The following is a 13,987-nucleotide window of genomic DNA, read 5'->3' as shown; positions in this document are numbered from 1 at the left end:
CGCCGCGGGGAGCGCTCAGAACTCTCCGTGCAACCGTCCTGAGAATACCGACACCGGGCCGCGATCGGCGTTGTAGGCGGGATTGACGATGAGCTGGTAATCCGCGGTGAAGGTCAGGGCCTTGTTCAGCGCGTAGGCGTAATAGGTCTCCAGCACGCGTTCCCTGCGGTAGTTGAGCTGACCGTCGCCGATCAGCGGACCGAGACCGCCGGCGGCGATGAAGTCGCGATGGTCCTGCGAGAGGCCGTTGATCGCGCCGGCAATGGCGACGACGTCGTCGGGCCGGCCCCATTTCGCTCCCTTGACCGAGACACCGCCGGACAGGCTGCGGTCGATGTCGGTGAAGGCCATGATCTCGTTGCGGCCATCGTTCCAGCTCCAGCGGCCGAACACGCCGACGTCGTCGGTGATCGCCTGTTCGACGTTCAAAGCGTAGCCGTATTTGAGGCGGCCGCGGCGGGTCTGGCTGATGTCGAGATTGAGCAGCGGATTGTCCAGCGTCTCGCGATAGCTGCCGGAATAGGCGCTGTTGACGAAGCCGAGTGTGCGCAGCTTGCCGGGCTGACCGAACAGCGAATAGCGCGTCTCGAGCTCGACGACATATTCGCCGCGGCGGCCGATATTCATGTCGAAATTGTTCGAGTTGGACTGCGCGTCGATCAGGAAATAGCCGGCGCGTAGCGCCCATTGCTTCTGATTCAATTCGGCCGTTGCGCCATAGCCGAGGCCGAGCTTGTCGGCGGCGTAGTCGAAGGCGCCGGATGCCCAGATCGACCAGTTCATGAAATCCTTGCGCGGGTCGTGCGCGTAGGAATTGCCGTCGAACACGTCGACCACGGAGAGCTTGCCGATCTGCAGGATCAGGCGTGAGATATCGGCCTTGCCGGCCAGCTGGAATGGGCCGCTGGTGAGCTCTTCTTGCTCGCCGCCGAAGCCAAAGGTGTGGCGCACGAACAGCCGCGAGGCGTTGAAGTGCGGATAGGGGAAGCCGGACTTCTGCGCCTCGCCGTTGGGAAAGCCGGCAGCGCCCGTCGTGTTGTTGAAGCCAAAGCCCTGCAGCAGCTCGGGATTGAAATAGACCTCGCCGCCATCCCACAGCCGCGCATTCAGATAGAGCGAGTTGCTCCAGGTCTGCTGGAAATCCGGCGACGGGAGCAGGCTGTTCGGGCCGGTATAGGGGGCGCGGAACGCGGGGTAGCCCTGCCCGAGCACGGTCGACTGGCCGTGAATCTCCCAGCGGCTGGATTCGGTGTCCGTCACATCCGACTTCGGGTTGTAGGTCGGCAGGCCCGGCCAGTCGATCTTGCGATTGAGGCCGATCCGCAGGCTCTGGAAATCCATCGAGGACGAATATTGCGCGCCGGAGGGGAAGGTGACGTGGGCGTTCTCGAATTTGCTGTAGAGATATTCCAGCCGAGCGCTCCAGTGCGGCGCGAAGGCATATTCGACGCCGCCGCCGGCGGTCCAGCCGAACCGCGTGTTCAACACCTTCTCCTCAGTGCCGCCTGCAGGTGTCGAGAGAAAGCGCTCGCCGGCAAAAGCGGCGCCGCCGGTCGCGTAGAACATGAAGGCGCCCGTGGTGTAACCGACCCGCGCGCGCAGGCTCGCGACATAGTCCCAACGTTCCTCCGCGCTCGACAGGGCGGTCGCCGCCGACGACACCACATGGTTGGAGGGCAGATAGTTGGGAAAGGAGATGTCGCCTTCGACGCCGAGCAGGAAGCCCGAATTGAGGCGCCAGTTGTAGCCGGCCTGCACGCCGCCGGTCGCGCCGGTGAAGACATGATTGTCGGTCGCGACCGTGGGATCGGTCAGCGTGGCCGAGGACGTGCCGCGGGTGAAACCGGCATGCGCACCGATATAGAGGCCCGTCCAGTCATAGACCGCCTTCAAGGCCGGTGCCTTCAGCGGCAGATCGGCCGCGCGGCTGGCGGCGGGAAAAGCCAGTACGCCCGAGGCAATCGCCGCGGCCGTTCGCAAATACCTGTAAAGGTGAGCTCTCAACGTCAAAACGCACGCCCCCAACGCGAATGTGTCCACTCGCCGCACTATCCCTGCCGATTCGCGGCGACCCTGTCATCAGGCTTAGGCGCTCCGGATCGGACCAGATGATCCCGATTCGGCGCGACTTCCTCCCAAGTTCCTGGGCCCGTTGCGAACCTTATTGCGATTAATTCGCAATAGCAACTAGTGCAGATTGCCGCAGGGGATGGTTCGCATCGCGATGTGACGGGACTGCAACAAATTCCAAGGTCCCAAAACGGTTGACCCCGCCCGGGGGGACAGCCGGGCGGGGTCGGGGGCACGACACGGGGTGGATGAGGCGCCCGTGTCGGACGCAGGATCCACGTGAGATCGGCCTCAGGGACTCAAATCAGAAGCAGGTACGAACGCGGCCGACGTACTGGCCAAAGGCGTTGTACTGGGCGGCCCAGCCGCAGCGGTGATAGCCGTTGTAATAGGGGTCGTTGCTGGCGGCGATCGCGGAGCCGACGACGGCGGCAGTGGCGATGCCCAGGCCGACGCCGACGCCCCAGCCGAGCGGCTTGGCTTGCGCCTGCGAGGTGGTGGCCACGACGCTGCCGGTCAGGGTGAGCGCGGTGAGGGCAACTGCGAAAATCTTGGTCTTGATCGACATGTGAAACTCCATCCGGGTTGAGGCGGTCCGTTGTGGCCCGCGTACCGAGTTGGACGGAGGCTCCGCGCGTCCGGTTCGAATCCGGCAAAAGCGGAGGTCGAGTATGGATCTTTTCCGAATGATTCCAGGAGGATGAGCGCTAGCCGAGCGGGCCTGTGGCGAGCCTGTTCACGTCGAAGTTATCAACCTCGGCAAGCAGCTCGCAAAAAGTGCGGGCGCCCTGGTCGATCAGTTGCTCGCCCTTCGCGGCCACGGCCAGCGTCGCATTGCCGATAGCGCCGCTGGGGTTGAGATCCTGCGCCTGCCAGGCGAATGGTGCGGGTCGCTGCGTCGACAGCCAGCGATATTGCTGCTCCATCGCGATGCTGCTCGCGGGAAAATCCGCGATCGCATCACCGCGCACCCGATCGGGATAGCGCGCCAGCATGATCGAGGTTTCGATCGCGCCGCCGTGGATGCCGTGACGCACTTCGTCGGCCGGGAACAGCTTGTCCGCGCCCGACAGCCGCGACCACGACGTCGTCACCACGAACAGCTTCTGATGCGCGCGCAAATCCTGTGCGATCAGCATCATGGCCGCGCTGTTGCCGCCATGGCTGGTGATGATGACGAGCTTCTTCAATCCGCGCCGCGCGACGTCGTCGCCAATCGCGGTCCATTTTTTCAACGCGATGTCAGTCGGCAGCGTCTGCGTGCCGGGATAGTCGATATGCTCGGTGGAAATCCCGATCGGTTCAACGGGCAGGAAAGTGGCCGGAGCGCTGTCGGGCAGGAGCTCGCGCACCCGCGCGAGATAGGCGCCCGCGATCAGCACGTCGGTCTCGAGCGGCAGATGCGGGCCGTGCTGCTCGGTCGCCGCCAGCGGCAGCACCGCGATCCAGCGCGAAACCTCGGCGGGGCTGGTATCGGCCCAGCGGATCTCGGTCCAGTCGCGGGAAGGCGTCATCAAGGTTTCTTTGCCCGAATTTGTCGCGTAATTTGGGGTATCAGGGGACGCGGGCCAGGCCGGCTCGCGTCCCTGAATGTCTTGCGGTTTTATCGCGTTGCTTGGACATCGGCTAGAAGCGATCGACGGAGTCCCACCATGAGCCCCTCTCATCTGCGGCGAGCCTTAACGGCGGGCCTGATGGCCGCTTTCGTCTCGGTGGCCCCGGCGCGCGCCGAGACGCTGGACAAGGTCACCTTCGGCACCAATTGGGTCGCCGAGGCCGAGCACGGCGGCTTTTTCCAGGCCGTCGCCGACGGCACCTACAAGAAATACGGGCTGGACGTCACCATCGTCCCCGGCGGGCCCAATGAGAACAACCGGATGCTGCTGATCGCCGGCAAGATCGATTTCTTCATGGCCGCGAACACGCTGATGTCGTTCGACGCGGTCGCCAACAACGTCCCGGTCGTCACCATCGCCGCGGTGTTCCAGAAGGATCCGCAGGTGATGCTGACGCAGCCCGATGCCAAGGTCGCCAAGATCGAGGACCTCAAGCCGCTGACGCTGTTCGTCTCCAAGGAGGGCATGACCAGCTATTTCCAGTGGCTCAAATCCGAATACGGTTTCAGCGAGAAGAACGTTCGCCCCTATAATTTCAATCCGCAGCCCTTCATTGCCAATCCCAAGAGCGCGATGCAGGGTTACGTCACCTCCGAGCCCTTCGCGGTCGAGAAGGCCGCCGGCTTCAAGCCCGACGTGTTGCTGCTCGCCGATTACGGCTTCAACACCTATTCGACCCTGATCGAGAGCCGCCGCGACGTGGTCGAGAAGAAACCCGACCTGGTGCAGCGCTTTGTCGATGCCTCCATGGTCGGTTGGTACAATTACATCTACCGCGACAATTCCGCCGGCAACGCCATGATCAAGAAGCTCAATCCGGAGATGACCGACGAGCTGCTCGCCTATTCCGTCGCCAAGATGAAGGAATACGGCATCGTTGATTCCGGCGATTCGCTGAAGAACGGCATCGGTGCGATGAGCGACGAGCGCTACACCTCCTTCTTCAACAAGATGGTGAAGGCAGGCGTGGTGAAGGCGGACCTCGATTTCCGCAAATCCTATACGCTGCGCTTCGTCAACAAGGGCGTCGGCGCCGAGCTGCGCCCGAGCAAGCCGTAGCGCAAGGCCGATGTCATCAGTCCAAACGTCGGCGGGGGCCGAGACCGGCCTGACGGCCCTGGCTGTCAGCCTGCGCGGCGTGACGAAGACCTATGACAACGGCGTGCTGGCGCTCGGCCCGCTCGATCTTGCGGTGCGCAAGGGCGAGTTCATCTCGCTGCTGGGTCCGTCAGGTTGCGGCAAGTCGACGGCGCTGCGGCTGATCGCGGAGCTCAGCGCGCCGTCATCCGGTATCGTGAGGCTGGCGCGTCGCGTGGGTGATGCGCAGCCAGGTCAAGTTCAGCCAGGTCATGGCATCGGCTTCGTGTTCCAGGAACCGACCCTGATGCCCTGGACCAGCGTACGCGAGAACGTGCGATTGCCGCTGAAGCTCGCAGGCGTTCCTAAGGCGGAAGCGCGCGCGCGTGCCGACGAGGCGCTGGCCAGCGTCGGGCTTGCCGATTTCGTCGACGCCTTTCCCCGCGAGCTCTCCGGCGGCATGAAGATGCGGGTGTCGCTGGCGCGCGCGCTCGTCACCGACCCTGACATCCTCCTGATGGATGAGCCGTTCGCCGCGCTCGACGAAATCACGCGCTTCCGCCTCAACGACGATTTGCTCGCGCTGTGGCGCAGGCTTGGCAAGACCGTCATCTTCGTCACGCATTCGGTGTTCGAATCCGTCTATCTGTCGCAGCGCGTGGTGGTCATGACGGCGCGGCCGGGCCGCATCCAGGCCGACTTCCGCATCGAGACGGTCGAGCCGCGTGGCGAGGAGTTTCGCACTTCAGTCGCCTATTCCGATTATTGCCGCAAAGTGTCGGCGGCGCTAGCGCCGTCCTATGCAGGGCAGTCGACGCTATGAACGCGCAAGCTTCCGTCACTGCGAAGCCGTCCGGCGCGCAACGCGCGGTGCGCTTCGTGCTGCCCGTCATCGTGTTCGCGGCGGGCCTGCTCGCCTGGGAGCTCGTGGTCCGCATCAAGGACATCCCGCCTTACGTGCTGCCGGCGCCCTCCGTCATATTCGTGACACTGATCAAGGATTGGGCGGTGCTGTCACAGTCGCTCGCCGCGACGCTGCTGACCACGCTTGAAGGTTTTGTCGCGGCCAGCATCGGCGGCATCGCGCTGGCGCTGCTGTTCAATCAGTCCAAATGGGTAGAAGCATCGCTGTTCCCCTATGCCGTGGTGCTTCAGGTCACGCCGGTCATCGCGATCGCGCCGCTGCTGCTGATCTATCTGGAGCAACAGACCGCGGTCGTGGTCTGCGCCTTCATCGTCGCCTTTTTCCCGGTGCTGTCGAACACCACGCTCGGGCTCAATTCGGTCGATCGCAACCTCGCCGGCCTGTTCCAGCTCTATGGCGCCTCGCCGCAGCAGACTCTGCGCTTTCTCAAACTGCCGGCGGCGCTGCCCTATATTCTCGGCGGCCTGCGCATTGCCGGCGGCCTGTCGCTGATCGGCGCGGTCGTGGCCGAGATCGCGGCGGGAACGGCCGGCGCCGGCTCCGGGCTCGCCTACAGGATCGCAGAATCCGGCTACCGCTTGAACATACCCCGCATGTTCGCAGCGCTGCTGCTGTTGTCGCTGGCCGGGATTGTCATCTATGGGGTGCTGGCGCTAGTTTCCCACCTCGTTTTACGGCGCTGGCACGAGAGCGCGCTTGGAAAGGACAACTGATGACCACCGGTTCGATTTCGTCCGAAAAGATCGACCTTCTGATTTATGGGCCGGTCCGGCCGATCCTCGAGAACGGGTTTTCCGATCATTTCGTCGTGCACAAGGCAGAGACGCGGGGCGATCTCGAGCGGCTGACGCCGGCGATCCGCGAAAAGATCCGCGGCGTGGCGGTGACCTATCACACCGTGCGCGCCGACAGGGATTCGCTGTCGCAGCTGCCGAAGATCGAGATGGTGGCGAGCTTCGGCGTCGGCTACGACCACGTCGACGCGAAATACGCCGCCGAGCACAACATCATCGTCACCAATACGCCCGACGTGCTGACCGAGGAGGTCGCCGACGTCGCGATGGGGCTTCTGATCTCCACGGTGCGTGAGTTCATCAAGGCCGACCGTTATGTGCGCTCCGGTCTCTGGCAGACCCAGAACTATCCGCTCAGCGTCGGCTCGCTGCGCGATCGCAAGGTCGGCATCGTCGGCATGGGCCGGATCGGACAGGCGATCGCGCGCCGGCTCGATGCCTCGCTGGTGCCGGTGGTCTATCACACCCGCAATCCGTCCAAGGACGTCTCCTACAAACATTACCCCGACCTGATCGAGATGGCGAAGGCCGTGGACACGCTGATGGTGATCGTGCCCGGTGGCGCCTCGACCAACAAGATGATCAACGCCGAAGTGCTGAAGGCGCTCGGCCCGCGCGGTGTGCTGGTCAACGTCGCGCGCGGCTCGGTGATCGACGAACCTGCGCTGGTCCAGGCGCTCAAGTCCGGCACCATCCTTGCCGCCGGTCTCGACGTGTTCGCGGCCGAGCCGAATGTGCCGGACGAGCTCAAGACCATGCAGAACGTGGTGCTGCTGCCGCATATCGGCTCGGCCTCGGTGGTGACGCGCAACGCGATGGACCAGCTCGTGGTGGACAATCTTAAGTCCTGGTTCTCAGGCAAGGCGCCGTTGACGCCGGTTGCGGAAACGCCTTTCAAGGGGCGCTGATGAGAGCTCTTCGGGTCGTTGCATTCGCCGTCGCGGCCTACTTGGCCGCGATCGGCATCGCGTTGGCGCAGGATACGACGACCCTGAAGAAGGAAATGCCCGGGCAGTGGGAGCTCTCGACCACCGAGCGCAGCAAGACCTGCGTCGTCACGCTCAAGGCCGACACTGCTGCTCAAGGCTTCAAGCTCGAACTGGAGCCGGCCTGCAAGGCCGCGCTGCCTTTCACCAAGGACATCGTCGCCTGGAGCGTCAGGGGTCTCGACATCGTCCGCCTGCAGGATGCGAGCGGTGAAGCCGTGATCGACTTCACCGAGGTCGAGGCCGGCATCTTCGAGGGCCTGCGCCAAGGCGAGGGCGTCTACATCCTGCAAGACCTCGCCGCCGCCCGCTCGATGGCGAAGTCGATGGACCAGATGATCGGCGACTGGTCGATCGTGCGCGGCAACGGCCAGCCTGTCTGCGGGCTGACGCTGACCAACACGGAAGCCGGGCCGGACAATTTCCAGGTCTTCCTCAAGCCGAAATGCGATGCGGCCATCGCGCAGTTCAACCCGACGCAATGGCGGCTCGACCGCGGCCAGATTATCCTGCTGTCGAAGGCCGGTGAGGCCTGGCAGTTCGAGGCCGACGACAACGCGCAATGGCGCCGCGTGCCCGATACCGCCGATCCTCTGATCATGCTGCGTCAGTAGGCGCCGCGACAACCCGACCTCATCCTGAGGGCCCGCCATAGGCGGGCGTCTCGAAGGATGACCTCAGGCTAGGTCGTCGGCCTGGGCGGCGGCGCGGTGCCTTGGGCCCACTTCTCCATCTTGCCGAGCACGCCCCAGGCCGTGAGCGCCAGCGAGATCGGCATCGCGAACTGGCCGAGGCCCGGCACCGCCGACACGAGAGTCCCGAGCAACCCGGCAAGTCCTCCTGCGTTGGGGCTCGCGGTCACTGACGAGAGCAGCGCCGTGATCAGCGAGCCGCCGATGCCGAGCGCAGTCTTCTTGCCGTCGAGCATCTTGCCGATGGTATCGCCGAGCGCGCCATTGACCTGGCCGAGGACGGGCTTGCCGTCCCGGTTGAGCAAGGTGCCGAGCAGGTCGACGACCTGCTTCAATTGATCGACGGGAGCGGGGCTGGTCGGGGTGAGGGGTCCTGGCATGGGGGCGGTCTTGTTGACGAGGGAGAAGAGCCGTTCGAACAGGCTGATCGGATCATTGGTGGCGGGCAGCGTATTGCCCGATGTCGTCGTTGCCGGGATCACGGCGCCGACCGGTGGCCGCAGCAATTGCGCGAGATCCTCCAGCCGCTTCATGATTCTGGACACATCGCCGCTCGATCCGGTGGGGCCCGACTGCACAGCGCGCGTGAGGGCGGCGACCGTGGCGCCGTCGAGAAGTCCGGTATCCCTCAGGCCGTTCTGCTGCTGAAACTGCGAGACCGCGGTTCTGGTCTTTGGTCCGCTGATGCCGTCCTCGGCGAGCGGCGGATTGGCGCCGAGCTTGTTGAGCGCCTGCTGCATGAGAACGATCGTCGACGCCGCGTCGTCCTCCGGCTCCGCGCGGCTGGCGAATTGCGGGCTGCCGTCGAGGGTGATCGAGGAATCCAGCGACATCATGGCATGCAGGATCACCGCGGTGCCCAGCTGGGAATCGACGTGGTTCGAATCGAACACATGATCGCGGACGAATTTGCCAGCCCTTGCCTCGGGCGGGCCATACAGCGTCGAACCGCCATAGAGATAGGGCGAATTGCAGCCCTTGGCGTGATAGCCGAAGCCGTTGAACGCTTCGAGCCGGAACAGAATCCGCGCGATCCCCCAATCGTGAGCGCCGACGAAATTCTCGATTCTGAAGGCGTCCACGGCGCCGTCCACGAACGTGGCAAACGGGCCGCGCCCTTTCGGAACGATGGTCGTGGCGCGATGAAGCGTTTCGCCGTTGCCGAGGTAGGTGTCGAAATCGAAATTGGACTCGCGGTAGTGGCAGAGGGCAGCGAAATACCAGGGGACGCCGGTCAGCCGTTCGATCTGCTGATAGGTCGCCTTGCCGTTGATGGCCTTGCGCGCGACCGCGTTCGCGTCGGAGAGGCGTGAAGGCCGGATCTCGAGATTGGACCAATTGCCCTCGTATTCGCTTTTCAGACTCTCGAATGAAATCATTTTCCGCTCCCGCAATGAATGGATTTTCGCAACTGCGCGTCAGTCGAAATGGACCAGTGCCGTGATCAGGGCGCGAGGCCAGCGTGATCTCCCGCAAGTCTGGCAGGCCGCCGCGCCGCCGCGTGTGAAGTGGGTTACAACCTCGCCGGGAAAATGAGCGACAGGACCGGGATTAGGGCGGCCGCCGGTGAGGGAACCGAGAGGGCCGCTGCTCGGTTAGCGACGCGAGGCAGTCCGGCAAGGAGCTCAGCATGACCACGCGCGTCCTCGCGATCGGCATCGAACCCGGCAACGCGGATTACAGCGCATTCCCGCAGCTCACGCCGGCGCTCGTGCGCGACTATATCGATGCGCAGCTGCTGCGCCTGCGCGATCTCGGTTACGAGGTCACGAGTTGCCTGATCGATCTCGATGCCGCGGCGGAAGCCGCCGTGACGGCAGCGTTGCGCGAGGAGAATTTCGACTGCATCGTGATCGGCGCGGGCCTGCGCGAGCCTAGGGAGCGCCTGCTGCTGTTCGAGAAGGTGCTCAATCTCGTCCACCGCCTGGCGCCTGACGCCGCGATCTGCTTCAACACCACGCCGGCCGACACTGCCGAGGCGGTGCAGCGCTGGATCGATGCTTGAGATGAATCGGCTGGCCCGCGGCGCGCGCGCCATGGCCTGAGCCGCCTTCCGGCCGAGCCTCCGACGCCATCGCGAGAAGTGCCGGGTCCCGGCGTGGTGATTCTTCTGGTCCGAATCCGGCGGCGGCGCTATCACTTGTCTGACCACAGGGGAGGGCGAGCATGCTTCGAGGTCTTCGCATTGGAAGTTTCGCTATCGCGGCATGTCTGACAGTCGTGATGGCGATGCCGGCTCATGAGGCGGCGGCGCAGGACGCAATTGGCGGTGCCATCCTCGGCGGCGTCGGCGGAGCGATCGTGGGTGGCGCCATCGGCGGAGGCCGCGGCGCTGCCATCGGCGCCGTCGTCGGTGCCGGTACGGGGGCTGCGATCGCCTCCGAGGGCGAACGCCGCCGCTCTGGCTATTACGCCTATCAGCGCGGCTGCTACATGCAGCGCCGGGACGGCTCCTATGTCCCGGTCGACCCGCGATACTGCTACTAAATCAACCGCATCCCGCGCAGGCTCGCATGGCCGCTCTTGCCGACGATGATGTGGTCGTGCACCGAAATGCCGAGCGGCTTTGCGATGTCGATGATCGCCTTGGTCATCTGGATGTCGGCCTGTGACGGCGAGGGATCGCCTGAGGGGTGGTTGTGCACCAGGATCAGCGCGGTCGCGGACAATTCCAGCGCGCGCTTGATCACCTCGCGCGGATAGACCGGGGTGTGATCGACGGTGCCGGTCTGCTGCACCTCGTCGGCGATGAGCTGGTTGCGCTTGTCGAGAAACAGCAGGCGAAACTGCTCTTTCTCGGCAAACGCCATGCTGGTGCGGCAATAGTCGATCACCTCGTTCCAGGACGACAGCGCGTTGCGGCTGTTGACCCCGCCCTTGGCGACGCGATGCGACGCCGCCGCGATCAGCTTGAGCTGGTGGATCGCGGATTCCCCGATGCCGTCCACCTCGCGCAGGCGCGCCACCGGCGCATGCACGACCTCGGCAAACGAGCCGAAGGTCTTGATCAGCGACTTCGCCAGCGGCTTGGTGTCACGCCGCGGCAGCGCCGCAAACAGCGCCATCTCCAGCAGCTCGTAATCGCTGAGCGCGTCCGCACCCGCGCTGTAGAAGCGCTCGCGCAGCCGTTCGCGATGGCCGAGATAGTGCGGCGCTTCTTCGGGCTTGCTCTTGTCGTGGTCGGTCTTGGCGGGCATCGGCCGCCAGCATTGCCGCGGGCAATCGTTTTTGCAACCGTCAATTGCGGCGGTAAATCCGGTTCACGCCAGCGGGCGACCCGAAGGCCAGCCGTCAGCCGCCATCACCCGATCTGCTTCTCGCCGTGCCGCTCCGACAGTGTGAAGATCTCGACGCCGGTGGCGGTGACGCCGACCGAATGCTCGAACTGCGCCGACAGCGAGCGGTCGCGGGTCACGGCGGTCCAGCCGTCGGACAGGATCTTCACATGCGGCTTGCCGAGATTGATCATCGGCTCGATGGTGAAGAACATGCCGGGCTTGAGCTGCACGCCTTCGCCGGGCCGGCCGATATGGATGATGTTCGGCTCGTCGTGGAACATGCGCCCGAGGCCATGGCCGCAGAAATCGCGCACCACGCTCATGGCCTGCGGCTCGACGAAGCTCTGGATGGCGTGGCCGATGTCGCCGGTGGTGGCGCCGGGTTTCACCGCGGCGATGCCGCGCATCATCGCCTCATAGGTCACCTCGATCAGCCGCTCGGCCTTGCGGGCGATCGGGCCGACCGCATACATCCGGCTGGAATCGCCGTACCAGCCGTCGACGATGAAGGTGACGTCGATGTTGACGATGTCGCCCTCTTTCAGCGGACGGTCGCCGGGCATGCCGTGGCAGACCACGTGGTTGAGCGAGGTACAGGTCGAATAGCGGTAGCCGCGATACATCAGCGTCGCCGGATAGGCATTGTTGCTGAAGGCGAAGTCGCGGACGAACTGGTCGATGCGCTCGGTCGGAACGCCCGGCCCGACGATGTCGGTGAGCTCGTCGAGGCACTTCGCCACCAGCGCTCCCGCCTTGCGCATGCCGGCAAAGGCGCTTGGCCCATGCAGCTTGATCTGCCCGGTCTTGCGCAGCGAGGTATCAGTAGCTTCGACGTAGCTCATGCGGATGCGGTCTTCTCGGCACGGGGCCGGTATCGAGGTGGGCGCAAGGGTCTGATTTAAGGCCCTAATTTAATGATCGCGAGCCTTCATGCAAGCCAAGCTTGGCGCGCATGCGCCGAAAAGCCGGCTCAATTCGGGACTTCTACGGTGGTTTCCACCGGGAGGGCACCGCCGCGGACGCGGATTTCGCGCACGGGATAGGGAACCCGGATGCCCTCGCGCTTGAAGGCGTCCCACAGCGCCAGCATCACGTCGCTCTTGACGTTGTCCATGCCGTCGGGGTCGGCGATCCAGAAGGTCAGCGAGAACTTCATCCCGGCTTCGGCGAACTCCGTCAGGATGCAATTTGGCGGCTTGCCCTTCTGTGCGCGCGGATGAGCGGCCGCGGTCTCGGCGGCGAGCTTGCAGACCAGCCGCGGGTCCGCGTCGTAATTGGTGCCGAAGGCGATTTTCACCAGCGTGTTCTTGTCGGTGTAGGTCCAGTTGACGACCTTCTGCGTCACCAGATCCTCGTTCGGCACCAGGAACTCGCGGCCGTCGCCGGCGGCGACGGAAATATAGCGCGTCTTCATCGCGCTGATCCGCCCGGTGTTGTCGCCGATGGTGACGAGATCGCCAGGCTTCACCGATTTGTCGGCGAGCAGGATGATGCCCGAGATGAAATTGGCGACGATCTTCTGCAGGCCGATACCGATGCCGACGCCGACCGCACCGGAGAACACCGCGAGCGCCGAGAGATCGATGCCGACCGTGCCGAGCGCGATCACGATCGCGACCGCAAGCAGGCCGATGCGGATGATCTTGACCAGCAGCACCTGTACCGATGGCGTCAGATCGGTGGTCGAGTTGATCCGGCTCTCGGCGAAATTGCTGGCGATGTTGGTGAGCCAGAGCGCGATGAGCAGCAGCGCGCCGGCCTTGATCACCAGCAGCGGCGTCAGCCGCAGGCCGCCGAGCACGATGGCGAAGGAGTCGAGCAGGTCGACCGTCGCATCGAGCTCGCCGAGGATCGAGAGCGCCGCGACGAACCAGGCTGTGATCGACACCAGCTTGACGATGAAGGCGTTGCGCAGCACCGAGGTCAAGAGCCGGATCGCGAGCCAGGCCAACCCCAGCTTGGCGGCGACCATCAGGAGATAGCTGCGGCTCGGCCAGGTCGCGTGGTACATGACCACGCGGGAGACGATCACGAGCAGCGTGAACGCCGCCGTCGAGGCGCTGGCGACCATCACCCGGGCGAAGTGCCGGAGCGGCAGCGGCCAGCGCATCGCCAGCGAGGTCATGTCGACGCGGCTGCGGACGGCGGCTTCCGTGGCATAGGCGATGCCGGCCGCGGCCAGAATGAGCCCGAATTGCAGGTAGAACCAGGGCGAGGAGATTTCGGCCCCGACGCTGCGCGCGGTGGTCTGCACGAACTCCATGAAGTCTTTGAGGTCCATGTCCATCGGTCTCGTCGGGAAGCGGGCGGGAGGTGTTGATTCGAGCGCGCCGGAGAATCCCACAAAGGACCCGGCCGGACCACCGATACACCGCCAAGTGAAGTGCGTTAAGGCCGCAAAACGCGGGCAGATTGCCGCGAGCGGGAGAAAATGGGTTGGCGCGCAGGGGCAGCGACGATAAGGATGCTGAAGCGCATGTTTTCGAGACGGGCAAATCTGTTGGTCGCGGCACACTTCACCTCGCCCCGCTTGCGGGGAGAGGGTGGGG

General features: G+C 64.5%; 14 protein-coding genes. 7 read left to right on the top strand and 7 right to left on the bottom strand.

Annotated features, from left to right (window positions below; all coding sequences use genetic code 11):
- Positions 1-15: 15 nt before the first annotated feature.
- From AC0L2J_RS22820 to AC0L2J_RS22810, 3 genes are all read right to left on the bottom strand, one after another.
- Positions 16-1,980 carry a carbohydrate porin gene (locus tag AC0L2J_RS22820; RefSeq protein ID WP_473394668.1) on the bottom strand — a complete coding sequence of 655 codons (1,965 nt, stop codon included), beginning with the start codon at positions 1,978-1,980 and terminating at the stop codon, positions 16-18.
- Between the two features lie 394 nt (positions 1,981-2,374).
- Entirely contained in the window at positions 2,375-2,638 is a 264-nt protein-coding gene (locus tag AC0L2J_RS22815; protein ID WP_007597808.1) for a hypothetical protein, read from the bottom strand.
- Positions 2,639-2,777: 139 nt separating this feature from the next.
- Positions 2,778-3,584, bottom strand: a complete 807-nt coding sequence (locus AC0L2J_RS22810) for a creatininase family protein (protein ID WP_473248093.1) — start codon at positions 3,582-3,584, stop codon at positions 2,778-2,780.
- 138 nt (positions 3,585-3,722) lie between these two features.
- Between AC0L2J_RS22810 and AC0L2J_RS22805 the strand changes: the two genes are divergently transcribed.
- The 5 genes from AC0L2J_RS22805 to AC0L2J_RS22785 are packed head-to-tail and all read left to right on the top strand — an operon-like array spanning position 3,723 to position 8,082.
- Positions 3,723-4,745 carry an ABC transporter substrate-binding protein gene (locus AC0L2J_RS22805; protein WP_473394583.1) on the top strand — a complete coding sequence of 341 codons (1,023 nt, stop codon included), beginning with the start codon at positions 3,723-3,725 and terminating at the stop codon, positions 4,743-4,745.
- A gap of 10 nt (positions 4,746-4,755) precedes the next feature.
- The gene (locus AC0L2J_RS22800) at positions 4,756-5,586 is read left to right on the top strand and encodes an ABC transporter ATP-binding protein (RefSeq protein ID WP_473248094.1); all 831 of its coding nucleotides are present in this window, start codon (positions 4,756-4,758) and stop codon (positions 5,584-5,586) included.
- Entirely contained in the window at positions 5,583-6,401 is an 819-nt protein-coding gene (locus tag AC0L2J_RS22795; RefSeq protein WP_473265078.1) for an ABC transporter permease, read from the top strand. Before AC0L2J_RS22800 ends, AC0L2J_RS22795 begins: the two co-directional genes overlap by 4 nt.
- A complete protein-coding gene (locus AC0L2J_RS22790; RefSeq protein ID WP_007604945.1) occupies positions 6,401-7,390 on the top strand; it encodes a 2-hydroxyacid dehydrogenase in 990 nt (329 codons plus the stop codon). Before AC0L2J_RS22795 ends, AC0L2J_RS22790 begins: the two co-directional genes overlap by 1 nt.
- Positions 7,390-8,082, top strand: a complete 693-nt coding sequence (locus AC0L2J_RS22785; protein WP_007604946.1) for an AprI/Inh family metalloprotease inhibitor — start codon at positions 7,390-7,392, stop codon at positions 8,080-8,082. Before AC0L2J_RS22790 ends, AC0L2J_RS22785 begins: the two co-directional genes overlap by 1 nt.
- A gap of 68 nt (positions 8,083-8,150) precedes the next feature.
- Here AC0L2J_RS22785 and AC0L2J_RS22780 read toward each other — a convergent pair whose 3' ends face one another.
- A complete protein-coding gene (locus AC0L2J_RS22780) occupies positions 8,151-9,539 on the bottom strand; it encodes a peptidoglycan-binding protein (protein WP_473394579.1) in 1,389 nt (462 codons plus the stop codon).
- Positions 9,540-9,790: 251 nt separating this feature from the next.
- On the opposite strand from AC0L2J_RS22780, the gene AC0L2J_RS22775 reads away from it, so the two are divergent.
- Both AC0L2J_RS22775 and AC0L2J_RS22770 read left to right on the top strand, forming a co-directional pair.
- The gene (locus tag AC0L2J_RS22775; RefSeq protein WP_007604949.1) at positions 9,791-10,165 is read left to right on the top strand and encodes a hypothetical protein; all 375 of its coding nucleotides are present in this window, start codon (positions 9,791-9,793) and stop codon (positions 10,163-10,165) included.
- A 161-nt stretch (positions 10,166-10,326) separates the two neighbouring features.
- Positions 10,327-10,647: a glycine zipper domain-containing protein gene (locus tag AC0L2J_RS22770; protein ID WP_007604950.1), complete on the top strand. Its 321-nt coding sequence runs from the start codon at positions 10,327-10,329 to the stop codon at positions 10,645-10,647.
- Here AC0L2J_RS22770 and radC read toward each other — a convergent pair.
- The 3 genes from radC to AC0L2J_RS22755 all read right to left on the bottom strand — a co-directional run bounded on the left by radC (position 10,644) and on the right by AC0L2J_RS22755 (position 13,725).
- Positions 10,644-11,357, bottom strand: coding sequence for a RadC family protein (gene radC / locus AC0L2J_RS22765; protein ID WP_473394575.1), 714 nt, complete (start codon positions 11,355-11,357; stop codon positions 10,644-10,646). The genes AC0L2J_RS22770 and radC overlap by 4 nt on opposite strands.
- Before the next feature lie 104 nt (positions 11,358-11,461).
- Positions 11,462-12,280, bottom strand: coding sequence for a type I methionyl aminopeptidase (gene map / locus AC0L2J_RS22760; protein WP_007604952.1), 819 nt, complete (start codon positions 12,278-12,280; stop codon positions 11,462-11,464).
- A 128-nt stretch (positions 12,281-12,408) separates the two neighbouring features.
- Entirely contained in the window at positions 12,409-13,725 is a 1,317-nt protein-coding gene (locus tag AC0L2J_RS22755) for a mechanosensitive ion channel family protein (RefSeq protein ID WP_035973541.1), read from the bottom strand.
- Positions 13,726-13,987: the final 262 nt, after the last annotated feature.

This window comes from Bradyrhizobium sp. MV1.5 (assembly GCF_055807615.1).
The sequence above is the reverse complement of the archived record's forward strand: the minus strand, read 5'-3'. Positions and strand labels throughout refer to the sequence as shown.